The sequence below is a fragment of the Pseudomonas sp. BTN1 genome (assembly GCF_001907715.1).
Classification (GTDB): domain Bacteria; phylum Pseudomonadota; class Gammaproteobacteria; order Pseudomonadales; family Pseudomonadaceae; genus Aquipseudomonas; species Aquipseudomonas paracarnis.
The window spans coordinates 109,795-133,632 of sequence record NZ_MPBM01000077.1 but is presented as its reverse complement, the minus strand read 5'-3'; the positions used below and the strand labels follow the sequence as shown (position 1 = coordinate 133,632).

The following is a 23,838-nucleotide window of genomic DNA, read 5'->3' as shown; positions in this document are numbered from 1 at the left end:
CCTATTTTTAAGGAGCGCATTCATGGCTGTTGGTCTTGGTCCTTTGCCCACGTTGCACCCGGTTGCCGGTTTTGAACTTGGTATCGCTTCGGCCGGCATCAAGCGCCCGGGGCGCAAGGATGTGGTGGTGATGCGCTGTGCTGAAGGCTCGACCGTAGCGGGCGTGTTCACCCTCAACGCATTCTGCGCCGCGCCGGTGATTCTGGCCAAGCAGCGCGTGGCCGGGTCGATTCGCTACCTGCTGACCAATACCGGCAACGCCAACGCGGGCACCGGAGAGCCGGGCCTGGTGGCGGCGGCGCGCACCTGCGCCAAGCTGGCCCAGTTGACCGGCGTCGATGCCAGCCAGGTGTTGCCGTACTCCACCGGTGTGATCGGTGAGCCGCTGCCGGTGGAAAAAATCGAAGGCGCCCTGCAAGCCGCGCTCGATGATCTGTCTGTGGATAACTGGGCGGCTGCGGCCACTGGCATCATGACCACCGACACCTTGCCCAAAGGCGCGAGCCGCCAGTTCGTGTATGAGGGCGTGACCATCACCGTCACCGGTATCAGCAAAGGCGCAGGCATGATCCGCCCGAACATGGCCACCATGCTCGGCTATATCGCCACCGACGCCAAAGTTTCCCGTGATGTGCTGCAACGCCTGATGCTGGACGGCGCCAACAAGTCGTTCAATCGCATCACCATCGACGGTGACACCTCCACCAACGACTGCTGCATGCTGATCGCCACCGGCCAGGCCAACCTGCCGGAAATCACCTCCACCGAAGGTCCGTTGTTTGCGGCGTTGAAACAGGCGGTGTTCGAAGTGTGCATGGACGTGGCCCAGGCCATCGTGCGTGACGGCGAGGGCGCGACCAAGTTCGTCACGGTTGAAGTCAACGGCGGCGGCAACCATCAGGAATGCCTGGATGTGGGCTACACCGTGGCGCACTCGCCGCTGATCAAGACCGCGCTGTTTGCTTCGGACCCGAACTGGGGCCGTATCCTCGCGGCTGTCGGCCGTGCCGGCGTGCCGGACCTGGACGTGAGCAAAATCGACGTGTTCCTGGGTGACGTGTGCATCGCCAGCCGTGGCGCCCGCGCCGAAACCTACACCGAAGCCCAGGGCTCGGCGGTGATGCAGCAGGAAGAAATCACCATCCGTATCGAACTGGGTCGTGGTGACTGCAGCGAAACCATCTGGACCACCGACCTGTCCCACGAGTACGTGAAGATCAACGCGGAATACCGTACCTGAAAATGACCCTCCCCCTGTAGGAGCGAGCTTGCTCGCGAAAAACTCAAGGCCACCGCGTTTATCCAGGATGCACGCGTTATCGTTGACGTTCTTCGCGAGCAAGCTCGCTCCTACAAAGGGCTATAACGAGAGGAAGCAGTGGCGTGAAACGAGTGCATGTAGCAGCAGCGGTGATCCGCGGTGTCGATGGCAGGATCCTGCTGGCGCGCCGTGCCGATACTCAGCATCAAGGCGGCCTCTGGGAATTTCCCGGCGGCAAGGTGGAGGCTGATGAGTCGGTTGCCACGGCCTTGTCCCGTGAATTGCAGGAAGAGCTGGGCATCCAGGTCACCACGGCGCGGCCGCTGATCAAGGTGCAACATGACTATCCGGACAAGCAGGTATTGCTGGATGTCTGGGAAGTCTCGGCTTTTACCGGCGAGCCCCATGGCGCTGAAGGGCAGCCTTTGGCGTGGGTGGCACCGCGGGACTTGGTCAACTATGAATTCCCGGCGGCGAATGCGCCGATTGTCGCCGCGGCACGCTTGCCCGCCGAGTACCTGATCACCCCTGGCGAGCTGGAGACCCCGACGCTGTTGCGCGGTATCCAGAAGGCTATTGCCGGTGGCATCAAGCTGGTTCAACTGCGTGCGCCCAACGGCTATGACCCCAAATACCGTGACCTGGCGGTGGATGCGGTGGGCCTGTGTGCTGGCAAGGCGCAACTGATGCTCAAGGGGCCGTTCGAGTGGCTGGGGGATTTCCCTGCTGCGGGATGGCATATGACCTCGGCGCAGTTGCGCAAATACGCGAGCAAGGGCCGGCCGCTGCCCAAAGACCGCTGGTTGGCGGCGTCTTGCCACAACGCGGAAGAACTGGCGCTGGCAGAGTTGATGGACGTGGATTTCGTCACGCTGTCGCCGGTGCAGCCGACTCAGACCCATCCGGATGCGCAGCCGTTGGGTTGGGAACAGGCGGCTGAGTTGATCGCCGGGTTCAGCAAGCCGGTGTTTCTGTTGGGCGGGGTTGGGCCGGCGCAGCGGGAGCAAGCTTGGGAGGCTGGTGCGCAAGGTGTGGCAGGTATTCGGGCGTTCTGGCCGCAGGTGTGATGAGCGTTCCCACGCTCTGCTGATCGTGCTGATCGTTCCCACGCTCTGCGTGGGAATGCCTCCTGCGACGCTCTGCGTCACGCTTTGGGACGCGGAGCGTCCGTTGATGCATTCCCACGCAAAGCGTGGGAACGATCTGCTCAGTGTGGCTTGGCCGCTGCCTGCCACAACACTTCCGTAACACCTTGGCGTTTGGCAATCACCCTGGCCGCCACAAACAGCAAATCCGACAACCGATTGATGTACGCCAACCCCACACCCTCCAACGGTTCCACCGCATTCAGGTGCTGACAACGGCGTTCGGCGCTGCGCGCCAGGCTGCGGCACACATGGGCTTGAGCGATCAACGCTGAACCGCCAGGCAGGATGAAGTTCTCCAGCGGCCCAACCTCCTCATTCCAGCGGTCAATCGCCGCTTCCAGCCGATCCACTTCTGCGGCATTCAATGCCTTGTACACCGGCATGGCCAGCTCACCGCCCAAGTCAAACAGACGGTGCTGGCAAGGCGTGAGCACTTCAATCACATCCTTCAACCCCGGATGCTTGCCGCTTTGTTCTTCAAGGTTAGCCAACAGCAGGCCGAGTTGGCTGTTCAGCGTATCCACCTCGCCAATCGCTTCCACGCGTGGATGGTCCTTGGGCACGCGGCGGCCGTCGCCGAGGCCGGTCTCGCCTTTGTCGCCGGTACGGGTGTAGATCTTCGACAGGCGAAAGCCCATGGTCAGTGCTCCAGTTGGGTAAGTTCAGTGGGGGGCAATTGGCTGCCGGCCAAAGGCAGGCGCAAGGTAAAGCAGGTGCCCTGGCCCAGGGTGGAATGCACTTCCATCTGGCCCTTGTGGTTGTTGGTGATGATGAAATACGACACTGACAGCCCAAGCCCGGTACCTTGGCCGATTTCCTTGGTGGTAAAGAACGGTTCGAACGTGCGTTTGCGCACGTTTTCGCTCATGCCGATGCCGTTGTCTTCCACCTGGATTTCCGCCCACGGCGGGTTGAGGCGGGTGCGCAGGATGATGCGCCCCGGCTCGCTGTCGTCCTCGCGCAGGTGAATGGCCTGGGCAGCGTTTTTCAGCAAGTTGAGCAGCACTTGCTCCAGCTCGTTGGCGGTGCCGGGCACCGGGCCCAGTTGCGGATCGAACTGGCGGATGATCGCCTGGCCCTTGAAATCGAAACCGATGGTCAGGTCAAAGTCGTTACCGGCGATTTCCACGGCCTGGTCGATCAGCGCCGGCAAATCACAGGGCGCCATCTGGCGATTGCTGCGGCGGCTGAAGCTGAGCATGTGGGTAACGATTTTCGCGGCACGCGCCCCGGCCTGCTGAATGCCGTCGAGCAGTTGCGGGACTTCGCGGCCTTGCAGGTATCGGTTGACCGTCTCCAGCTCGATGCCCACCTGTTCGGCAAGTTCAAGGTTCTTGGGCAGCTCGGGGGACAGGCGCCGCCGAATGTTCTGCACGTTATGCAGGATCGCGCCCAACGGGTTGTTGATCTCATGGGCCATACCTGCGGCCAGGCCGCCCACGGAGAGCATTTTTTCCGATTGCACCATCATTTCTTCCAGGGACAGGCGCTGGGTGATGTCGTCGATTCGGATCACCACACCGCGCCCGGCGCCGCCCATCAACGGGTAGAACGTCAGCGCATAATGCTTGGGCTCGTCGTCCTTGATCCAGGTGACCCGTTCTATCCGCTCCACTGTGTGCTGCTCCACGGTGGCCTTGATCTGTGGCAGGTACGGCTTGAGCGGCTGGAAGGCCAGGAACACCGGCTGGTTCAGGGCTTCGTCCAGACGCGTACCGGAGAGGGCGGTAGCTTCCTGGTTCCACTGGGTGACATAGAGTTGTTCGTCCAGGGCGATCAGCGCCGAGGGCATCGAGTCAATGATGCTGTTCAGGTAGTTCTGGAAGCCCGTGAGCTTTTTCTCGATCTTGCTGCGTACCTGGACTTCCAGTTCCAGCTTGCGGTTGGTATGCCGGGTTTCTTCGGCCAAACCCTGGGCCTGGTCATACGCGGCCTGAGAGTCGTCGCGCGCGCGTTTGAGCTGCTGCTCGCGGGCTTCGATGCGCGACAACATGGTGTTGAACGCTTCGGCCAGGCTGCCGATTTCATCACGGTTGCCACGCCCGGCGCGTAAAGCGTAGTTCTCCTCGCGGGTCACCTGGCGGGACAGTTCTTCAAGTTCATGAATCGGTCGTGTGATCAGGCGTTTGATCTGCCGGGCGATGACCAGCCACAGCAACACACTGAAAATCAGGATGCCCAGGCTCGCGGTCAGCGTGCCGGTATAGAACGCCACCGGCAGCTCACTGCTGGCCACCAGCAACAAATGCCCCGAAGGCTGAGTGCCACGGGGCAGGTTGATGATCTGGTTGCTGCGAAATTCGGTGAGGCGCCACGCTTCGATATGCCGGTAGTGGTCCGGCAGGTGCAGGCGGTCGCCGTGCTGCATCTGCGCCAGGCGGTTGCCTTCGCCGTCGTACAGCGCGGCGGCGCGCAACGGTGAATAGCTGGTCAATTCATTGAGCAGCGCCTCGGCCTTGGTCGGGGACTCAAGCGCCTCGGCGGCGAGCGAGGGGTTGGACACCAGTCGACCAATAGCCTGCAAGGCCTGGGGGGCCATGCTTTCCTGGGAGATCCAGTAGGCGGCGCTGATAAACGTCAGGTTGGCCACCAGCAATACGGTGGTGAGAAGCACCAGCAGGGCCGCCAGCAGTTTTTGTCCTACTGGTAGATTTTCAAGACGCTGGCGCAGTGGCATCAGAGTTTTCCCCGGTGATAGACAGGTAGGCAGAGTAGCGCGTGCCTCAGTCGCTGGCCAATCCGCGTGCAAGCAGATGCGCCACCAACCGCGTGTGTACCTGTTGCAGGTGCGGCGCTGCCAACTGATGGCGGGCCGCGGCCTGGCAAGCGTAGCCCAGCAGGTAACTGATCTCGGTGCGTCGGGCGTTGGCGACGTCCTGGTACATGGAGGAATAATTGGCGGCGGTGGCCTGGATCACCCGCTCGACTTCGCTGTGCAAGTCCTGTGCAGCCGCAGGCTGGCCACAGCGCTCCAGCAGTTCGGCCAGTTCGGCGCAGAGCGTGGCGACCTCGCAGTGGTGGGCGCTCAAACCGCCGTTGCGGCAGTGGTACAACACGGTCAGTGGGTTGATGGCGCAATTGAGCGCGAGCTTGCGCCACAGGCGCGTCAGGATATCGGTGGCCCATTCATGGGGGATGCCTGCCGCTTGCAAATCATCCAGCCACAGCGGCGGGGTGGGATGGCTCGCGTCCCCCAGCCAGGTGTAGCCATGGCCGGCAAATACCACCCGCCAATCGCCATCGCGAAATGCGCCCTCGGTGCTGGAGGCAAAGATGCAGCGCGCCGACGGCCATTGCGCAGCCACGGCGTCCTGGCTGCCGAGGCCGTTTTGCAGCAGGATCAATTCGGCGTCCGGCGCCAGTCGATGCTGCAACTGTGCGATGGCGCTTTGAGCGTCGTAGGCTTTGCACGCTACCAGCAGACGCCGAATCGGCTCCGAGCTATCAGGCGTTTCGCCGATGACCGGATAAGTCTGTTCCACGCCGTGCTCCACCAGGGTCAGCCCTTTGCCTGCGCGATAGCTGGCCAGGCGCGCCTGGTTACGCAGGATCAGCCTGACGGGCACCCCCGCGCGTGCCAGCCGCGTGGCCCAGAGGGTGCCCAGGCTGCCAGCGCCAAGAATATGCCAGGGGGTCGACATCAGTGTGTACTCCATAAGGTCGCCAGCGGTGAACGGCGCGAAAGAACCGCTATAATGCCCCGGCATTTTAGCTCGGGCGCGCTCCATCTCTACTGAGCCCGCCCCTTATATTGGAGAAATCACATGCCTTCGTTCGACGTGGTATCTGAACTGGACAAACACGAAGTCACCAACGCCGTCGAGAACGCCGTCAAGGAACTGGACCGTCGCTATGACTTGAAAGGCAAGGGCAGCTTCGAATTCAAGGAAAAGGAACTGACCGTCAACCTGACCGCTGAAGCCGATTTCCAGCTGGAAGCGATGATCGAGATCCTCAAGCTGGCCCTGGTCAAGCGCAAGATCGACGTGCAATGTCTGGAAGTCAAAGATGCCTACGCCTCCGGCAAGCTGATGAAGCAGGAAGCCGTGCTCAAGGAAGGCATCGACAAAGAGCTGGCCAAGAAGATCGTGGCGCATATCAAGGACGCCAAGCTCAAAGTCCAGGCCGCCATCCAGGGCGAGCAGGTTCGCGTCACCGGCAAGAAGCGTGATGACCTGCAAGAGGCTATCGCAGCTCTGCGCGCCAAGACTTTCGACATGCCGCTGCAGTTCAATAACTTCCGCGACTGATGGCACTTTGGGGAACCTGTGGGCACTTTTGACGTCCCACGCCCCAGCATCAGTGCCTACAATTGAGCCCTTCGGGGCTCAATTGCGTTTTCAGGCAGTCAATACAGCCTTATCGCCGCACAACAGGAGAAAGTAGATGGATTTGAACGCTGAAATGGATCACCTGATCAAGACCTCCCAGTCTTGGCTCCCCATGATCATGGAATACGGCAGCCGCGTATTGCTGGCGTTGGTCACCCTGGCCATCGGCTGGTGGCTGATCAACGTCTTGACTCACCGCGTGGGCCGTCTGCTGGCCATGCGTAACGCAGACTTGGCACTGCAACACTTCATCACCAGCCTTGCGAACATCGCGCTCAAAGTCATGCTGGTGGTCAACGTGGCCTCGATGATCGGTGTGGCAACCACCTCGTTCGTTGCGGCGATCGGTGCCGCTACCCTGGCTATCGGCCTGGCCTTGCAAGGCAGCCTGGCGAACTTTGCCGGCGGCGTGTTGATTCTGTTGTTCCGCCCGTTCCGTATCGGTGACTGGATCGAAGCCCAGGGTACCTCGGGTACCGTCGACAGCATCCAGATCTTCCACACGGTGCTGCGTACCGGCGACAACAAGACGGTGATCATTCCCAACGGCAGCCTGTCCAACGGCCTTATCACCAACACCAACCGCCAGCCGACCCGCAAGGTCGTGTTTGACGTGGGTGTGGACTATGAGGCGGACCTGCAAAAGGCCCGTGAAGTATTGCTGGCTCTGGCCGAAGACCCGCGTGTACTGAAGGACCCTGCCGCCGTGGCGGTGGTGTCGACCTTGGGCGACAGTTCCATCACCATCTCCCTGCGTTGCTGGACCAACACTCCGGATTATTGGGACGTGATGTTTATGCTCAATGAACTGGCGCGTGACCGTTTGAAAGCGGCCGGGATTGATATTCCGTTTCCGCAACGGGTTATTCGGGTGATGCAGGAAAGTGCGCCGAAGTAACTTGGCGTGATGCTATCGAAGTTGGCCGAAAGGTCAGCTTTGAAAAAACTAGTTACTTAGCTTGCTAGTTGTTTTGTTGGTTGAAGTAAAACTGCAATAAAAAAGCCGCTCCCTGTTTAAACAGAGGAGCGGCTTTTTGTTTAAGGCCGAGGCCTCAAGTCATCGTTGTAATTGAACCGGCAACTACAAGATGTTCAGCGGGTAGTTGGCGATCAGACGCAGCTCGTCGATCGACGGCGAACCGTAGTACACGCCATCACCGGAACGGTAAGTCGCTTGACGCAGGCGCAGGCTCAGGTTTTTCGCCGGGCCGCTCTGGATCACGTACTTGGCTTCGATGTCGCGTTCCCACTCTTTGCCGTTCGAGGTGGTGCCGGTGTTGGCGCCGCTACCGGTGACGTAACGGGTCATGAAGCTCAGGCCCGGAATGCCAAAGGTCGCCATGTTGATGTCATAACGCGCCTGATAGGACTTTTCGCCTTCGGCGTTGAAGTCGGAACGGGCGATGGAGTTGGCCAGGAACACAGTGCCGCCGCCGTCTACGCCGTAACCGTAGTCGCCGTCACCGGTGACTTTCTGGGCTGCCAGGGTGAAGGTGTGAGCACCGATGGTGTACGCACCCTGCAAGCTGAAGGCGCGGTTGTCGAGCTTGGTCACGCCATCTTTCTCTGCGCGTTGCAGGCCGGCGCCGTCGCTCTTGGTGTCGTAGATGTTGAAGTCCAGGGCGAACGACTGATCATCGCTCAGGGCGTGGGTCCAGTTCAGGTTGCTGTAGTACTTGCGGAAGTAATCTTCGGTTTTCGCGTAGTACAGGCTGCCGGTGACTTCTGGAGTGAAGGCATACACACCGCCGACAAAGTCGGTTTTGGTCAGGCCCAGGCTGTCGTGGTAGGTCTGGTTCTGCGCGACGCTGGAAGTGAAGTGACCGCCTTCAAGCTTCAGGCCCTTGATTTCGTTGCTGGTGATGGAGATACCTTGCGGCAGCTCTGGCAGCAGGCGGCTGTCGTCGGAGGCAAACACTGGGGCTGTGGTGTATTGGTCACCGATTTTCAGCACTGTGTTGGAGATGCGGAACTTCACCGCGCCGCCGCCTTTGGAGTAGTCGTCTTGCGAGCGACCATCGGAACCGGTTGGGAACAGGCCGGTGCCGGCGCGGCCCTTGCCGCTGTCGAGCTTGACGCCCATCAGGCCGATCACGTCGACACCGACACCAATGGTGCCCTGGGTGAAGCCAGATTCGTAGAGGGCATTGAAGCCCAGGCCGGTTTCTTCAGCACGGCTCTTGGAGCCTGGGCCCGACGGGTTGTTACGGAAGTCACGGCTGAAGTACAGCGCGCGAGTATTGATGCTGAACGTGCTGTCTTCAACAAAGCCCTTGGAATCGTCCTGGGCGGACGCCATTGCGAACTGCGAGGTGCCTGCTGAAACAGCCAGGGCGATCATGCTCCACTTCATCACGCGCATCGTGATTTGCTCCTTTGGTTTTAGGAAGAGTACTGCCGTCCCACCTGTATTTTTATCTGGGCGGCTCTTTCTTTTTGTGTCGGCGCAAAGTTAGCTCACGCAGACCCTATTGACGATACTTACTCAACTATCCTTTCAGCTTCTTTACGAGGCTGTCGTAAATCGCTAGATCCATGTCGCAAATTCACAGCCCAAAATGTATCCAGGCTGACAACTTCAATGCTGTTTTCAGACTTCTTTCAAAGTTTGAACACTTCCCTGATACACATTGAAACGCCACTATTTTTATCGCGAAACACCTGTGTCCAAACGGGTGCCGTTGCCGACGATATGGGGGTGAATGCAACAAGCGTGCTCAAACCGCTGACCGAATGTCATTTTTTCGTGAAAAGTGTGATGAACCTGTAAAAACCGCATAAGCACGGGGGTTTTACGCCATTTGGGTTGGGCTTGACGCCAGGGTGTTACCCCGGTTCGGTGGTACCTGAATCCTGTACCTGGGTAAAACGTTACCGGTTGACCCTTATCAGTGGGTAATCGGCGGATCCCTTTGAGGCACAGGTGGGTCATTTTGGTGCATCCCGTTGAGGCCCGGCCTAGCGTTGCTCTCTTGAGTTACTGCCTCTAAAGGGTGCATTTTTTTGCCCGGCTGCCTCAAGGCCGCCAGCATTGCCCGTGAAGCCTTGGGCATTCGAAGGTATGCTGGGCACCTGTTACCGACCTGCCGAACGGAGTGCCACGTGTTCGCCTTAGATCAACGCCTGCTACAAGATACCTTGGCCATTGGGGACTTCCCGCTCTGTCGTCTGCTGCTGTCCAATGACGCCAATTACCCCTGGTTCATTCTGGTGCCACGCATCGACGGTATCAGCGAAGTGTTTCAACTGGATGTCGCCGATCAACAAACCTTGTGGCAAGAAACGACAGCCTTGGCGCAGTTGCTCAACGAGGGCTTGGCGGCCGACAAAATGAACATCGGCGCGTTGGGTAACGTGGTCAGCCAGTTGCATGTGCATGTGATTGTGCGCAAGCGCGACGACGCCGCCTGGCCAGCCCCCGTGTGGGGCAAGCACCCGGCCCAGCCCTATACCGAAGAGCAGGTGGCCGCGATTCGCAGCCGATTGCGTGAGCTATTGCCTGCCGACTTCATCTTTACCCAGGACTGAACCATGGACCTGCAAGAACGCGTCACCGACCTGGAAAGCCGCCTGGCCTTCCAGGACGACACCATTGAAACCCTCAATGACATTCTGGTCACCCAGCAGCGGGCCGTCGAACGCCTGCAATTGCAGATGACTGCACTGCTCAAGCGCCAGGAAGAAATGGGCGGGCAATTCGAGTCATCCGAAGAAGAAGCGCCGCCGCCCCACTATTGACTGCGCACGCAATAAAAAACCGCGACCCAGCCAAGGCTGGATCGCGGTTTTTTTTGCTGCGAAAGCTGGGGAATCAGCGACGCGGCAGGGCAGCGATGACGTCTTCGGCTTGCAGGCCCTTGTCACGGTTCATCACCGAGAACTCCACGCGCTGGCCTTCGACCAGTACGCGATGGCCTTCGCCACGAATGGCTCGGAAGTGGACGAAGATATCGTCGCCCGAATCGCGGGAAATGAAGCCGAAGCCCTTGGAGGTGTTGAACCACTTGACGGTCCCGGTATCCCGGTTGGTCATGTCATAGTTTTGCGACGCGGCCGCTGGAGACGAGCGGTAGAAGCTGATGGCCAGGTGAAGAACGATGGCGACCACAGCAATCACCAGGCTGAGTAGGATGGCCGGATGGCCCCCGACTTCAGGCATGGGCGCCAGGAGGGTAAGGGTTTGTACGACAACAGTCAGCACCAGCAGCGCACTGACCAGGTTTTGCAGTTGATGACGCGTGCCTTTGTTCCAGTAAGGGATTACCGGTGCGAGCGTCAGGTTAAGAAGGCCGAACAAGGCCAGGTACAGGGCGTCGTGTTGTTCCAGGTAGGGCAGGCTTTCAGGCTGCAGGCTCGGAATAAAGGACAGCAGCAACGCTGCAACGCCCGTTAGCAGGTGGACGATTTTCAACATTTTGGTTAACTCACGTTAAGACGGATCACAAGGAAGAGCTGACTGGCACGGTTCGCTTCTGAACAATGGGAGGCGTTGAGCACGTGCGCGGGTATCAGCCTATGTGACGTGCCGCAGGAATAAACGGCAGCCACACCGCGTCTATTTAACAGCAAAGGCTGTGCCTACTCAAATCAAGCATTTCGGGGTGTTGCCACGGCCACGGCATTTCTGCGTCAAACGCTTGTCCTAGACAGGTGCGGGATTTTTTCAGTGGCAGCCAAGACCCTTCCTACAGGTAAACAGGCTTGCCAACTCAGATCTCGCAGGCGGTGCGGGGCGATTTGCCGCATGCCGCCCGAGTGTGTCGGGCTGCACGTGGCGCACTCTCTTGCTAGAGTGGAGCTGCACCTGATCAATGAATGCTCGTCAATTGAAGGGGAAACACATGGCAATCGATATTGGTATCAGTGAAGAAGACCGTAAATCCATCGTCGACGGACTTTCCCGCCTGCTCTCCGATACCTATGTTCTGTATCTGAAGACCCACAATTTCCATTGGAACGTCACAGGCCCCATGTTTCGTACGCTGCACCTGATGTTCGAAGAGCAGTACAACGAGCTGGCGCTGGCAGTGGACTCCATTGCTGAGCGTATCCGTGCCTTGGGCTTCCCGGCGCCGGGTGCCTATTCGATTTACGCCCGCCTGTCTTCCATCAAGGAAGAAGAGGGGGTGCCGAGCGCCGAAGAGATGATCAAGCAGTTGGTGGCCGGTCAGGAAGCAGTCACGCGTACCGCGCGGGGCATCTTCCCATTGCTCGACAAAGTCAGTGATGAGCCGACGGCGGACCTCGTGACCCAGCGTATGCAGGTTCACGAGAAAACCGCGTGGATGCTGCGCTCCCTGCTCGAAAACCAGTAATCGTCGAACCCTGGCGGCGCCTTTTGGGCGCCGCCTGCTGGTTTCCCTGCGCTTCCTGGCGTTGTCCTACGACTAACAACTCCCCGTCTTCTGGCTGCTCTGTGCTGGCTGCTGTTTTATAGGCCCATCGTCCAATGGGAGAAACCTGTTGGCTGTTGTTTGGCAATGGAGTGTCAGCTGTATGTCACGTGGAGTGAGTAAGGGAGCGATGGAAACCTGTGGTTTTCACAAGATAAAGGTCGACCCTTTTGCCAAGGGTTTTGATATGGGGCTGGCCAAGCCGCTGTCCCGGTCGGTCAGGCTCAATGGGTTTTCTACCTGCCTGCGGCTTGAACAGATCTATTGGAACATCCTGACGGAAATCGCCAGGCTCAATACCTGTTCGGTCAGTGCGTTGTTGTCCTACGTCGATCGGGAAGTGCATTTGCGTTACGGAGGCGTGAAGAACTTCAGTGGGCTGGTGAGGGTGGTGTGCGTGGTCCATGTGCTCAAAGGCCGTGGCGCCCTCACGTGCGGGGACACGCTTGCGCAGTAGTCCGGTGGTCGGTCCGTCATCCCGGCGGGCCGGGCCCTGAGCACAAAGCCGGCTGCGCTGTGTTGATTTACCAGATATAATCCCGCGCTTTGCTGCGCATGCCGGGCTTTAAGCACAGGGCAGGGCGTGGCGCTGTAACGATCTGATCGCCGAGACATCTCCATGCCCATGTACGACTATCAATGCGCTTCCTGTGGTCATCAGTTGGAAGCCATTCAGAAGATCAGCGCCGCGCCGCTGGTCGATTGCCCTGCCTGCCAGGCACCTGAGTTGAAGAAGATGTTGTCCATGCCGGGCTTCCGCCTGAGCGGCAGCGGCTGGTACGAGACCGATTTCAAGACCGGCGCCAAGAAGAACCTGGCGGGCGGCGACAAAGCAGACTGAGTTGAACTCTACGCGCAGGCTCCTGCATTATCCGTCCCCTGCTTTAATGTACGGTGACGAGGCGGGCCTGCCACCGAATTTCGAATTACGAGAAGTGAAACCACGACCATGATGCGCAGCCACTATTGCGGCCAACTGAACGAGACCCTGGAAGGTCAGGAAATCACCCTTTGCGGATGGGTTCACCGTCGCCGCGACCACGGCGGGGTGATCTTCCTCGATATCCGTGACCGTGATGGTCTGGCCCAGGTGGTGTTCGACCCGGACCGCGCCGAGAGTTTTGCAGCCGCCGACCGCGTGCGCAGCGAATACGTCGTCAAGATCACCGGCAAGGTACGCCTGCGTCCGGCCGGTGCCGTGAACAAGAACATGGCGTCCGGCGGCATCGAAGTACTGGGCTATGAGCTGGAAGTGCTGAACGAGTCGGAAACCCCACCGTTCCCACTCAACGAATACTCCGATGTGGGCGAAGAAACCCGCCTGCGCTACCGCTTCCTGGACTTGCGTCGTCCGGAAATGGCCGAGAAGCTGCGCCTGCGTTCGCGCATGACCACCAGCATCCGCCGCTTCTTGGATGAAAACGGCTTCCTGGACGTCGAAACGCCGATCCTCACCCGGGCCACCCCGGAAGGCGCGCGTGACTACCTGGTACCGAGCCGTACCCATGCCGGCAGCTTCTTCGCCTTGCCGCAATCGCCGCAGCTGTTCAAGCAACTGCTGATGGTGGCCGGTTTCGACCGCTACTACCAGATCGCCAAGTGCTTCCGTGACGAAGACCTGCGCGCTGACCGCCAGCCGGAATTCACCCAGATCGACATCGAGACCAGCTTCCTCGATGAAAAAGAGATCATGGGCCTGACCGAGCAGATGATCCGCAACCTGTTCAAGGAAGTGCTGGACCTGGAGTTCGGCGAATTCCCGCACATGACTTTCGAAGAAGCCATGCGCCGCTACGGTTCCGACAAGCCAGACCTGCGTAACCCGCTGGAACTGGTGGACGTGGCCGACCAGCTCAAGGACGTCGACTTCAAGGTGTTCAGCGGCCCGGCCAACGATCCTAAATGCCGCATCGCCGCCCTGCGTGTGCCTGGCGGCGCGAGCATGCCGCGCAAGCAGATCGACGACTACACCAAGTTCGTCGGCATCTACGGTGCCAAGGGCCTGGCGTACATCAAGGTCAACGAGCGCGCCAACGGCGTCGACGGCCTGCAATCGCCGATCGTGAAAAACATCCCTGAAGCCAACCTGAACACGATCCTTGATCGCGTCGGTGCGGTTGACGGCGACATCGTGTTCTTCGGCGCCGACAAGGCCAAGATCGTCAGCGAAGCCCTGGGCGCGCTGCGGATCAAGCTCGGTCACGACCTGAACCTGCTGACCTGCGAGTGGGCGCCGATGTGGGTTGTGGACTTCCCGATGTTCGAAGAGAACGACGACGGCAGCTTCAGCGCCTTGCACCACCCGTTCACCGCACCGAAGTGCTCCCCGCAAGAGCTGGAAGCCAACCCTGCAGGCGCGCTGTCCCGTGCCTACGACATGGTGTTGAACGGTACTGAACTGGGTGGCGGTTCGATCCGTATCCACCGCAAAGAGATGCAACAAGCGGTATTCCGCCTGCTGGGCATCAACGAAGCGGAACAGGAAGAGAAATTCGGCTTCCTGCTCGACGCCCTGAAATACGGCGCGCCGCCGCACGGTGGCCTGGCGTTCGGCCTGGACCGTCTGGTGATGCTGATGACCGGCGCCCAGTCGATCCGTGAAGTGATCGCCTTCCCGAAAACCCAGAGCGCTGCGGACGTCATGACCCAGGCGCCGGGTGTTGTGGATGCCAAGGCCCTGCGCGAGCTGCACATCCGCCTGCGCGAGACGCCGAAGGCTGAGTAAGGCTGCAGCGTGAAAGCGCGATAAGGTTGTACGCAGTCAAAAAGGCGCATCTTCGGATGCGCCTTTGCGTTTAAAAGAGGGAAATCTCGCCTGGGGCGAGATTGATAAGGTTTCTAGAGAATTCGGAGTTGTGTTATGGCTGGCCATTCCAAGTGGGCGAACATCAAGCACCGCAAAGAGCGTCAGGATGCCAAGAAAGGCAAAATCTTCACCAAGTGGATTCGCGAACTGACCGTCGCGGCCCGCCAGGGTGGCGGTGACCCGGGCTCTAACCCGCGTCTGCGCCTGGCGCTGGACAAGGCGCTGGGCGCCAACATGAGCCGCGACATCATCGACCGCGCCGTGGCCCGTGGTGCTGGTGCGGCCGACACCGACGATATGGTCGAGCTGACCTATGAAGGCTACGGCCCGGGCGGCGTGGCGGTGATGGTCGAATGCATGACCGACAACCGCAACCGTACCGCGGCAGCCGTACGTCATGCGTTCAGCAAGTGCGGCGGCAACCTCGGCACGGATGGTTCGGTGGCCTACCTGTTCGAGCGCAAGGGGCAGATCACCTTCGCACCGGGCACCGATGAAGACGCGCTGATGGAAGCCGCAATGGAAGCGGATGCCGATGACGTCGTGACCAACGAAGACGGCTCCATCGACGTGTTTACCTCGTTCGCCAGCTTCTACGCCGTGCGCAACGCCCTGGAAGCCGCTGGTTTCAACGGCACCGACGCAGAAATCGTGATGCTGCCGACCACCAGTGCCGAACTGGACCTGGACGGTGCGCAGAAGGTGCTGAAGCTGCTGGACATGCTTGAAGACCTGGATGATGTGCAGAATGTGTATTCGAATGCCGACATCCCTGAGTCTGTGGCCGAACAGCTCACTTAAGAACGATGAATATCCACCGTGGGAGCTGGCTTGCCTGCGATAGCATCACCTCGACTTGACAGAAGCACCGAGGTGCACGCATCGCAGGCAAGCCAGCTCCCACAGGGGTTCTATGCTGTTACACAAATGTGTGCCTGGCACATACCGTTGTAAATCCAACCCGCAGGCGTTATGACTTTAATCCTAGGTATCGACCCCGGTTCGCGCATCACCGGATTTGGCGTGGTGCAGCAGACCCCACGTGGCTGTGTGTACGTCGCCTCGGGCTGCATCCGCACTGGCGCAGGGGAATTGGCCGAACGGCTGCAGATCGTCTATCGCGGCGTGCGTGAAGTCATCCAGACCTACGGCCCGGTCACCATGGGCATCGAAAAAGTCTTCATGGCCAAGAACGCCGACTCGGCGTTGAAGCTCGGCCAGGCCCGTGGCGCTGCCATCGTGGCGGGTGCCGAGGAGGGCATGGAGATCGCTGAATACACCGCGACCCAGGTCAAGCAGGCCGTGGTCGGCACCGGTGGCGCCAACAAGGAGCAGGTGCAGATGATGGTCATGCACATGCTCAAGCTCACTTCAAAGCCACAGATCGACGCCTCGGATGCCCTGGCCATCGCCATTTGCCATGCCCATACCCGCTCCAGCCTGTTGCCTCACGGCTTGGGCGCAGCACGTAGTCGTGGCGGGCGCCTGCGTCTCTGATAGCATCAGCGCAATCGTTATTTTTGCGGTCAGGCTCCGATCTGACCCCCCAGCTTTAAGGATCTGAACCGTGATTGGACGCTTGCGCGGCACCCTGGCTGAGAAACAGCCGCCGCACCTGATTCTGGATGTGAATGGGTTGGGTTATGAGCTGGAAGTGCCCATGACCACCTTGTATCGCCTGCCGTCGGTCGGCGAGCCGATAACCTTGCACACGCATTTAGTGGTGCGCGAAGACGCGCAACTACTCTATGGTTTCATCGGCAAGCGCGACCGCGATTTCTTCCGCGAGCTGATTCGTCTCAATGGCGTGGGGCCCAAATTGGCCCTGGCCTTGATGTCGAGCCTGGAAGTGGATGAGTTGGTGCGTGCTGTATCGGCCCAGGATACCTCGGCCCTGACCAAGGTGCCGGGCGTCGGCAAGAAAACTGCCGAGCGCTTGCTGGTCGAGCTCAAGGACCGCTTCAAAGCCTGGGAGGTGGTGCCGAGCATGTTCGCCCTGGTACCGAACCAGCCGGATATGCCGGCGGCCCAGGTCGCCAGCGCCGAAAGCGATGCGGTCAATGCGCTGATCTCCCTGGGCTACAAGCCTCAGGAAGCCAGCAAGGCCGTATCGGCCATCAAGGACAAGAACCTGAGCGCTGAAGACATGATTCGCCGTGCCCTGAAGGGAATGATTTAAGTGATTGAAGCCGATCGTCTGATCGCGGCCACCGGCCCGCGTGACCGTGAAGAAGTCCAGGACCGGGCCATCCGCCCGTTGAGCCTGGCCGAATACATCGGCCAGCCCACCGTGCGCGAACAGATGGAGTTGTTTATCCAGGCCGCGCGCGGGCGCAGTGAGTCCCTGGACCACACCTTGATCTTCGGCCCGCCCGGGTTGGGCAAGACCACCCTGGCCAATATCATCGCCCAGGAAATGGGCGTGTCGATCAAGTCCACCTCCGGCCCCGTGCTGGAGCGTCCTGGAGACCTGGCGGCGCTGCTGACCAATCTTGAACCCCATGACGTACTGTTTATCGACGAGATCCATCGGTTATCACCGATTGTCGAGGAAGTGCTGTACCCGGCCATGGAGGACTTTCAGCTCGACATCATGATTGGCGAAGGCCCTGCGGCCCGCTCGATCAAGCTCGACCTGCCGCCATTCACCCTGGTGGGCGCGACCACCCGTGCGGGCATGCTGACCAACCCGCTGCGAGACCGTTTCGGCATTGTTCAACGTCTAGAGTTCTATAGCACCGCCGATCTGGCGACCATTGTCAGCCGGTCGGCGAGTATCCTTGGCTTGCCCCTGGACCCGGAAGGCGCCTTTGAAATCGCTCGACGCGCTCGCGGTACGCCACGAATTGCCAACCGTTTGCTGCGCCGCGTGCGAGACTTTGCCGAGGTGCGTGCCAAGGGCCACATCACCAAGGCCGTGGCGGACCTTGCCTTGAACCTGCTGGATGTGGACGAACATGGTTTTGATCACCAGGATCGACGCCTACTTTTGACCATGATCGAGAAATTCGACGGTGGCCCGGTGGGCGTGGACAGCCTGGCCGCAGCCATCAGCGAAGAGCGCCATACCATTGAGGATGTGCTGGAACCGTACCTGATTCAGCAGGGCTACATCATGCGAACCCCGCGGGGCAGGGTGGTGACGCGTCATGCTTACCTGCACTTTGGGCTAAACATTCCGTCACGATTGGGAGAGATGCCCGTGGTAGACGAATTCCTCGATGCGGTAGACGATTAAAAAGCTTACGCCGGACGATTTATCTGAGCTTTGTGCTGTCCCAGTGTCTGGCGTCGTCATTTGATTCACTGCAAAAGCGTTCAGGAATGAAAAAACAGTTGCCCAGCCAATTGGCAACCTGAGGAGTAAGCACTAGAGTATGCGCGCGCAAAACGGGGATCAGTCGTTCGCACATCGCTGTCGCGTTTATTACGAGGACACCGATGCCGGCGGCATCGTTTATTACGTCAATTACCTGAAATTCATGGAACGGGCTCGAACCGAGCGGCTGCGGGAGTTGGGTTTTGCCCAGTCCGAGCTTGTAGGCGAGGACCTGTTATTCGTCGTGCATTCCAGCGAGGCGCGGTATTACGCGCCGGCGCGACTGGACGATGAGTTGCTGGTCAGCGCTGAAGTCATCGAATTGAACCGTGCCAGCCTGCGTTTCAAACAGCAGGTCAGGCGGGCCACGGATGCAACGCTGCTCTGTGAGGGGCAGTTCCTGGTGGCGTGTGTGCGCACCAACAGCTTGAAACCTCGGGCCATTCCCGAAACTCTACGCGCGGCCTTTGCCGCCGTGAGCGGCGCGGGTCAACAATCAAAGCAGGAGATTTAGCGTGGAACCTACCGTCGTCGACCATTCCTCCATGTGGAGCCTGGTCAGCAATGCCAGTGTCGTGGTTCAACTGGTCATGCTGACACTGGTAGCCGCATCGGTTACCTCTTGGGTCATGATTTTTCAGCGCAGCAACATGTTGCGCGCCGGTCGACGTGCCCTGGAGAGCTTTGAAGAGCGCTTCTGGTCGGGTATCGACCTGTCCAAGCTGTACCGCCAGGCCGGCAGCAACCCGGACCCGGATTCGGGCGTCGAGCAGATCTTCCGTGCCGGCTTCAAGGAGTTCTCGCGCCTGCGCCAGCAGCCGGGTGTCGATCCTGAAGCGGTGATGGAAGGTGTGGCCCGTGCCATGCGCGTGGCCATCTCCCGCGAAGAAGAGAAACTTGAGCAGGGCCTGCCGTTCCTCGCCACCGTGGGTTCCGTCAGCCCGTATATCGGCCTGTTCGGTACCGTATGGGGGATCATGAACTCCTTCCGCGGCCTGGCCCAGGCGCAGCAAGCCACACTGGCCACCGTGGCCCCGGGTATTGCCGAAGCCCTGATCGCCACCGCGATCGGCCTGTTCGCCGCTATCCCCGCAGTAATCGCCTACAACCGTTTCGCCGCAACCAGCGAAACCTTGATCGGCCGTTACTACACCTTCGCCGATGAATTCCAGGCGATCCTGCACCGTAAAGTGCACACCAGCGAAGAATAAGCAGGTAATTCCCAATGGCTTTAATCGCTCGAGCTCGCAAAAAGCGCAAGCCGGTCGCCGAGATGAACGTAGTGCCTTACATCGACGTGATGCTGGTGCTGCTGGTGATCTTCATGGTGACCGCGCCGATGCTCAACCAGGGCGTGAAGGTTGATCTGCCCAAGGTTTCCAGTGAAGCCTTGCCGCAGGACAACAACACTCAGGTCCTGACCATTTCGATCAAGGCTGACAAGACCTATTACTGGAACCTTGGCAGCGAAGTCGACACGCAAAAGCAGCAGGACAAGGCCCTGACGTTGCCGGCCATGACCGATGCTGTGACCAAGATCATTCGCTCCGGCAACGAAGGCGGCAAGCACACCCAGGTGTTTATCCGGGGTGACAAATCGGTCGACTACGGCTCCGTCATGGGCGCCATGGGCGGGCTGCAGAAGGCCGGCGTCGGTAACGTTGGCTTGATTACCGAGGCGCCCTGATGCAGCAACAGCGAGAGCCGTCCGCCTCGGAAAGCTACTTCTGGCCTGGCGTGTGGGCAATAGCCCTGCACGTCCTGGTGTTCGGCATGCTGTTTGTCAGCTTTGCCATGACCCCGGACCTGCCGCCAGCCAAGCCGATCGTGCAGGCGACCCTGTATCAGCTGAAATCGAAAAGTCAGGCCACCACCCAGACCAATCAGAAGATTGCGGGTGAGGCCCAGAAGTCGGCTGCGCGCCAGACTGAAGTCGAGCAGATGGAACAGAAGAAGGTCGAGCAGGAAGCGGTGAAGGCTGCTGCGGAACAAAAGAAAGAAGAGGCGGCTCAAAAGGCCGAGGAATCGAAAAAGGCTGACGAAGCCAAGAAAGCCGACGAGGCGAAAAAGGCTGATGAAGCCAAGAAAGCCGAGAAAGCTGCCGAAGCCAAAAAGGCCGAAGAGAAACAATTGGCTGATATAGCCAAGAAGAAATCGGAAGAAGAAGCCAAAAAGGCTGCCGAAGAAGAGGCCAAGAAAAAGGCCGCTGAAGAAGCCAAGAAAAAGATAGTCGAAGACGCGAAGAAGAAAGCCGCCGAAGACGCCAAGAAAAAAGCTGAAGCAGACGAGGCGAAGAAGAAAGTCGCCGACGAAGCGAAGAAGAAAGCTGCCGCCGACGCCTCCAAGAAGAAGGCCCAGGAAGCAGCACGCAAATCCGCCGAAGAGAAAAAGGCCCAGGCCCTGGCAGATTTGCTTTCCGACACGCCGCAGCGTCAGCAAGCCTTGGCCGATGAGCGTGGCGATGAAGTCGCGGGCAGTTTCGACGACCTGATTCGGGCGCGGGCAGCGGAAGGCTGGACACGTCCACCTTCGGCACGTAAAGGCATGACAGTAGTGCTGCAGATCGGCATGTTGCCGGACGGTACGGTGACTTCGGTCAGCGTGGCCAAGTCCAGTGGTGACGGTTCGTTCGACAGTTCGGCGGTTGCCGCGGTCAAGAATATTGGCCGGTTGACCGAGATGCAGGGAATGAAACCAAGTGACTTCGCTCCCTATCGTTCATTCAAGATGACATTCACACCTGAGGATCTAGCCTTGTGAGAAACCTTCTTCGAGGAATGCTTGTCGTTATTTGCTGTATGGCAGGGATAGCGGCGGCGGATGAAAAGAACATCCTGGTTACCAGCGGCAGTGATCGGGCCACACCGATTGCGGTAGTTCCGTTCGGTTGGCAGGGCGGCAGCGTGCTGCCGGACGACATGGCCCAGATCGTCAGCGACGACCTGCGTAACTCCGGTTACTACGCGCCAATTCCAAAAGGCAACATGATCAGCCAGCCAACCCAGGCCAGCGAAGTCATCTTCCGTGACTGGAAGGCCGTCGGTGCCCAGTACCTGATGGTCGGCAGCATCACGCCGGCCGGCGGTCGCCTGCAGATCCAGTACACGTTGTTCAACGTGGCCACCGAGCAGCAGGTGTTGACCGGCAGCGTATCGGGTACCGCCGAGCAACTGCGCGACATGGCCCACTACATCTCGGACCAGTCGTTTGAGAAGCTCACCGGTATCAAAGGGGCGTTCTCGACGCGCCTGTTGTACGTCACCGCTGAGCGCTTCTCGGTAGACAACACCCGCTACACCCTGCAGCGCTCGGACTACGACGGTGCACGTGCAGTGACCTTGCTGCAGTCCCGTGAGCCAATCCTGTCGCCGCGCTTCGCGCCGGATGGCAAGCGTATTGCCTACGTATCGTTCGAACAGCGTCGTCCGCGCATCTTTGTGCAGCACATCGATACTGGCCGTCGTGAGCAGATCACCAACTTCGAAGGCCTCAACGGTGCGCCAGCCTGGTCGCCGGATGGTTCGCGCCTGGCTTTCGTGCTGTCCAAGGACGGTAACCCGGATATCTACGTGATGAACATGGCCTCGCGTCAACTCTCGCGTGTGACCAGCGGCCCGGGCATCAACACCGAACCGTTCTGGGGTAAGGATGGTTCGACCATCTACTTCACCTCCGACCGTGGCGGCAAGCCTCAGGTCTACAAGGCAAATGTGAACGGCGGCGGTGCGGAACGTGTGACCTTTATTGGTAACTACAACGCCAACCCCAAGCTTTCGGCCGATGAAAAGACGTTGGTGATGATTCACCGTCAGGATGGTTTCACTAATTTTCGGGTTGCGGCCCAGGATTTGCAGCGCGGAACCGTAAAAATCCTTACAGATACCAACCTTGATGAGTCAGCCACTGTTGCGCCCAACGGCACCATGGTAATCTACGCCACCCGCCAGCAGGGCCGGGGAGTCTTGATGCTCGTGTCCATCAATGGACGCGTAAGGCTCCCACTTCCTACCGCACAAGGCGAAGTCAGAGAACCATCCTGGTCCCCTTACCTGAACTGACGCGGCGCTACAAAAAGAAGTACTTAACACACTGGGGTTCATTAGGAGTTTCACGATGGAAATGCTGAAGTTTGGTAAGTTTGCTGCTCTGGCTCTGGCTCTGTCCGTAGCCGTTGGTTGCTCCTCTAAAGGCGGCGACAATGCCGGTGAAGGCGCAGCTGTTGATCCAAACGCTGGTTACGGCGCCAACACTGGTGCGGTCGACGGCTCCCTGAGCGAAGAAGCTGCTCTGCGCGCAATCACCACTTTCTACTTCGAATACGACAGTTCGGACCTGAAGCCAGAAGCCATGCGCGCTCTGGACGTTCACGCCAAGGACCTGAAAGCTAACGGCGCTCGCGTTGTTCTGGAAGGTAACACTGACGCCCGTGGTACTCGTGAGTACAACATGGCACTGGGCGAGCGTCGTGCGAAAGCCGTTCAGCGCTACCTGGTACTGCAAGGTGTTGCTCCAGGCCAACTGGAACTGGTTTCCTACGGTAAAGAGCGTCCAGTTGCAACTGGCAACGACGAACAGTCGTGGGCTCAGAACCGTCGCGTCGAACTGCGTAAGTAATTCGTCATGCGAACGTGCCGTCGTGCTCTGACTGTATTGGCTCTCAGCTTCGCACCGCTTGCGGTGTGGGCTGCGGTTCCTGTAACGGATAGCAACTCAGGCTATAACAATAGCGGGAGCAGTTATCCGCCAGCAGGTTATGGCACGAACGGCGCCTATGCGGGGGGAGCGGCTACGTCCGCTCCCTCGGCACAGGGCGAGCTGTTCAACCAGCTGCAACGCATGCAGGATCAATTGGCCCAGCAACAAGGCGCCATTGAAGTGCTGCAGAACCAGGTGAACCAGCTCAAGCAAGAAGGCCTGGAGCGTTACCAGGATCTTGATCGTCGTATTGGAGCCGGTGTTGCACCTGCCGCTACTCCTGATAATTCTGCTGCCGGTGGCGCGCCAAGCGCCGCTGCCGGTGGCGCAGCAGCAGGGGCCGCCGCGGCTGCCCCTGCCGCCAGCAGTGAACCGGGTGATCCGGCGAAGGAAAAACTGTATTACGATGCAGCCTTCGACCTGATCAAGGCCAAGGATTTCGATAAGGCCAGTCAGGCCTTCACCGCTTTCCTGCGCAAGTACCCCAACAGCCAGTACGCGGGCAATGCCCAGTACTGGTTGGGTGAGGTCAACCTGGCAAAGGGTGATTTGCAGGGCGCGGGCCAGGCTTTTGCCAAGGTCAGCCAGCTGTACCCCAAGCACGCCAAGGTGCCGGACTCGCTGTACAAACTCGCTGACGTAGAACGCCGCCTGGGTCACACCGACAAGGTCAAAGGTATTCTGCAGCAGGTGGTTGCCCAGTATCCGGGTACCTCCGCGGCGCAGTTGGCCCAGCGGGACCTGCAACGCTTGTAAGCAATGCAGCCCGTTCAGAAGAAACCCGCGCTTGTCGCGGGTTTTTTCGTTAGAATCCACGCCCTTTTATGAAACACGCTTCCTGGGGTTGACGCGTTGGCGCAATCCCTTGAAGTGCCTGACGGAGGC

General features: G+C 59.5%; 26 protein-coding genes. 21 read left to right on the top strand and 5 right to left on the bottom strand.

Translation table 11 applies throughout. The features are described 5' to 3' along the window. The first annotated feature begins 22 nt into the window (after positions 1-22). Entirely contained in the window at positions 23-1,240 is a 1,218-nt protein-coding gene (argJ, locus tag BMH52_RS28180) for a bifunctional glutamate N-acetyltransferase/amino-acid acetyltransferase ArgJ (RefSeq protein ID WP_014719725.1), read from the top strand. 143 nt (positions 1,241-1,383) lie between these two features. Continuing rightward, the gene (locus tag BMH52_RS28175; RefSeq protein ID WP_014719724.1) at positions 1,384-2,328 is read left to right on the top strand and encodes a Nudix family hydrolase; all 945 of its coding nucleotides are present in this window, start codon (positions 1,384-1,386) and stop codon (positions 2,326-2,328) included. Positions 2,329-2,468: 140 nt separating this feature from the next. Here the strand turns inward: BMH52_RS28175 and BMH52_RS28170 are convergent, their stop codons facing one another. From BMH52_RS28170 to BMH52_RS28160, 3 genes are read right to left on the bottom strand one after another with little or no spacing between them, the layout of a single operon-like run. Next, on the bottom strand, positions 2,469-3,047 hold the full coding sequence (locus BMH52_RS28170) for a cob(I)yrinic acid a,c-diamide adenosyltransferase (RefSeq protein WP_073845704.1): 579 nt from the start codon (positions 3,045-3,047) through the stop codon (positions 2,469-2,471). Positions 3,048-3,049: 2 nt separating this feature from the next. Continuing rightward, positions 3,050-5,086, bottom strand: a complete 2,037-nt coding sequence (locus tag BMH52_RS28165) for a PAS domain-containing sensor histidine kinase (protein WP_073845702.1) — start codon at positions 5,084-5,086, stop codon at positions 3,050-3,052. A gap of 46 nt (positions 5,087-5,132) precedes the next feature. Next, positions 5,133-6,050 (bottom strand): putative 2-dehydropantoate 2-reductase, encoded by a 918-nt coding sequence (locus tag BMH52_RS28160; RefSeq protein WP_014719721.1) that lies wholly within the window; start codon positions 6,048-6,050, stop codon positions 5,133-5,135. 123 nt (positions 6,051-6,173) lie between these two features. On the opposite strand from BMH52_RS28160, the gene BMH52_RS28155 reads away from it, so the two are divergent. Both BMH52_RS28155 and BMH52_RS28150 read left to right on the top strand, forming a co-directional pair. Further along, positions 6,174-6,659: a YajQ family cyclic di-GMP-binding protein gene (locus BMH52_RS28155; protein ID WP_003193880.1), complete on the top strand. Its 486-nt coding sequence runs from the start codon at positions 6,174-6,176 to the stop codon at positions 6,657-6,659. Positions 6,660-6,795: 136 nt separating this feature from the next. After that, positions 6,796-7,638 carry a mechanosensitive ion channel family protein gene (locus BMH52_RS28150; protein WP_073845700.1) on the top strand — a complete coding sequence of 281 codons (843 nt, stop codon included), beginning with the start codon at positions 6,796-6,798 and terminating at the stop codon, positions 7,636-7,638. A gap of 183 nt (positions 7,639-7,821) precedes the next feature. Here the strand turns inward: BMH52_RS28150 and BMH52_RS28145 are convergent, their stop codons facing one another. Then, positions 7,822-9,102, bottom strand: a complete 1,281-nt coding sequence (locus BMH52_RS28145) for an OprD family porin (protein WP_072435120.1) — start codon at positions 9,100-9,102, stop codon at positions 7,822-7,824. A 740-nt stretch (positions 9,103-9,842) separates the two neighbouring features. Between BMH52_RS28145 and BMH52_RS28140 the strand changes: the two genes are divergently transcribed. Together BMH52_RS28140 and BMH52_RS28135 are read left to right on the top strand one after the other, a co-directional pair. Beyond that, the gene (locus tag BMH52_RS28140; protein WP_072435122.1) at positions 9,843-10,268 is read left to right on the top strand and encodes an HIT domain-containing protein; all 426 of its coding nucleotides are present in this window, start codon (positions 9,843-9,845) and stop codon (positions 10,266-10,268) included. Between the two features lie 3 nt (positions 10,269-10,271). Continuing rightward, entirely contained in the window at positions 10,272-10,478 is a 207-nt protein-coding gene (locus BMH52_RS28135; protein WP_005790924.1) for a SlyX family protein, read from the top strand. 73 nt (positions 10,479-10,551) lie between these two features. Here the strand turns inward: BMH52_RS28135 and BMH52_RS29865 are convergent, their stop codons facing one another. Beyond that, on the bottom strand, positions 10,552-11,154 hold the full coding sequence (locus BMH52_RS29865; protein ID WP_003193875.1) for a cold-shock protein: 603 nt from the start codon (positions 11,152-11,154) through the stop codon (positions 10,552-10,554). Positions 11,155-11,581: 427 nt separating this feature from the next. Here BMH52_RS29865 and BMH52_RS28125 point away from each other — a divergent pair, with 427 nt between their 5' ends. The 15 genes from BMH52_RS28125 to ybgF all read left to right on the top strand — a co-directional run bounded on the left by BMH52_RS28125 (position 11,582) and on the right by ybgF (position 23,709). Next, positions 11,582-12,055: a Dps family protein gene (locus BMH52_RS28125; RefSeq protein WP_073845698.1), complete on the top strand. Its 474-nt coding sequence runs from the start codon at positions 11,582-11,584 to the stop codon at positions 12,053-12,055. A gap of 181 nt (positions 12,056-12,236) precedes the next feature. After that, complete coding sequence (locus BMH52_RS28120) at positions 12,237-12,590, top strand: ribbon-helix-helix domain-containing protein (protein ID WP_072435124.1); 354 nt, start codon at positions 12,237-12,239, stop codon at positions 12,588-12,590. Positions 12,591-12,752: 162 nt separating this feature from the next. Further along, a complete protein-coding gene (locus BMH52_RS28115) occupies positions 12,753-12,974 on the top strand; it encodes an FmdB family zinc ribbon protein (protein WP_003193872.1) in 222 nt (73 codons plus the stop codon). A gap of 108 nt (positions 12,975-13,082) precedes the next feature. Continuing rightward, positions 13,083-14,858, top strand: a complete 1,776-nt coding sequence (gene aspS / locus BMH52_RS28110) for an aspartate--tRNA ligase (protein ID WP_005790914.1) — start codon at positions 13,083-13,085, stop codon at positions 14,856-14,858. Between the two features lie 135 nt (positions 14,859-14,993). Beyond that, positions 14,994-15,740 carry a YebC/PmpR family DNA-binding transcriptional regulator gene (locus tag BMH52_RS28105; RefSeq protein WP_003193870.1) on the top strand — a complete coding sequence of 249 codons (747 nt, stop codon included), beginning with the start codon at positions 14,994-14,996 and terminating at the stop codon, positions 15,738-15,740. A gap of 171 nt (positions 15,741-15,911) precedes the next feature. Beyond that, positions 15,912-16,436: a crossover junction endodeoxyribonuclease RuvC gene (ruvC, locus tag BMH52_RS28100; RefSeq protein WP_019821257.1), complete on the top strand. Its 525-nt coding sequence runs from the start codon at positions 15,912-15,914 to the stop codon at positions 16,434-16,436. Between the two features lie 70 nt (positions 16,437-16,506). Further along, the gene (gene ruvA / locus BMH52_RS28095; RefSeq protein ID WP_003193868.1) at positions 16,507-17,118 is read left to right on the top strand and encodes a Holliday junction branch migration protein RuvA; all 612 of its coding nucleotides are present in this window, start codon (positions 16,507-16,509) and stop codon (positions 17,116-17,118) included. Next, positions 17,119-18,177 (top strand): Holliday junction branch migration DNA helicase RuvB, encoded by a 1,059-nt coding sequence (gene ruvB, locus BMH52_RS28090; RefSeq protein WP_003193867.1) that lies wholly within the window; start codon positions 17,119-17,121, stop codon positions 18,175-18,177. A gap of 139 nt (positions 18,178-18,316) precedes the next feature. Further along, positions 18,317-18,772, top strand: coding sequence for a tol-pal system-associated acyl-CoA thioesterase (gene ybgC / locus BMH52_RS28085; protein ID WP_014719714.1), 456 nt, complete (start codon positions 18,317-18,319; stop codon positions 18,770-18,772). Position 18,773: 1 nt separating this feature from the next. Further along, positions 18,774-19,469: a protein TolQ gene (tolQ, locus tag BMH52_RS28080; protein ID WP_003193865.1), complete on the top strand. Its 696-nt coding sequence runs from the start codon at positions 18,774-18,776 to the stop codon at positions 19,467-19,469. 23 nt (positions 19,470-19,492) lie between these two features. Then, positions 19,493-19,945, top strand: a complete 453-nt coding sequence (gene tolR, locus BMH52_RS28075) for a protein TolR (protein ID WP_161793227.1) — start codon at positions 19,493-19,495, stop codon at positions 19,943-19,945. Next, positions 19,945-21,018: a cell envelope integrity protein TolA gene (gene tolA, locus BMH52_RS28070; RefSeq protein ID WP_003193863.1), complete on the top strand. Its 1,074-nt coding sequence runs from the start codon at positions 19,945-19,947 to the stop codon at positions 21,016-21,018. The genes tolR and tolA overlap by 1 nt, the downstream gene beginning before the upstream one ends. A gap of 17 nt (positions 21,019-21,035) precedes the next feature. Continuing rightward, positions 21,036-22,316: a Tol-Pal system beta propeller repeat protein TolB gene (gene tolB / locus BMH52_RS28065; RefSeq protein WP_032874245.1), complete on the top strand. Its 1,281-nt coding sequence runs from the start codon at positions 21,036-21,038 to the stop codon at positions 22,314-22,316. A 55-nt stretch (positions 22,317-22,371) separates the two neighbouring features. Beyond that, positions 22,372-22,872 carry a peptidoglycan-associated lipoprotein Pal gene (gene pal, locus BMH52_RS28060; protein ID WP_003193861.1) on the top strand — a complete coding sequence of 167 codons (501 nt, stop codon included), beginning with the start codon at positions 22,372-22,374 and terminating at the stop codon, positions 22,870-22,872. A gap of 6 nt (positions 22,873-22,878) precedes the next feature. Beyond that, the gene (ybgF, locus tag BMH52_RS28055; RefSeq protein ID WP_014719713.1) at positions 22,879-23,709 is read left to right on the top strand and encodes a tol-pal system protein YbgF; all 831 of its coding nucleotides are present in this window, start codon (positions 22,879-22,881) and stop codon (positions 23,707-23,709) included. Positions 23,710-23,838 lie beyond the last annotated feature (129 nt).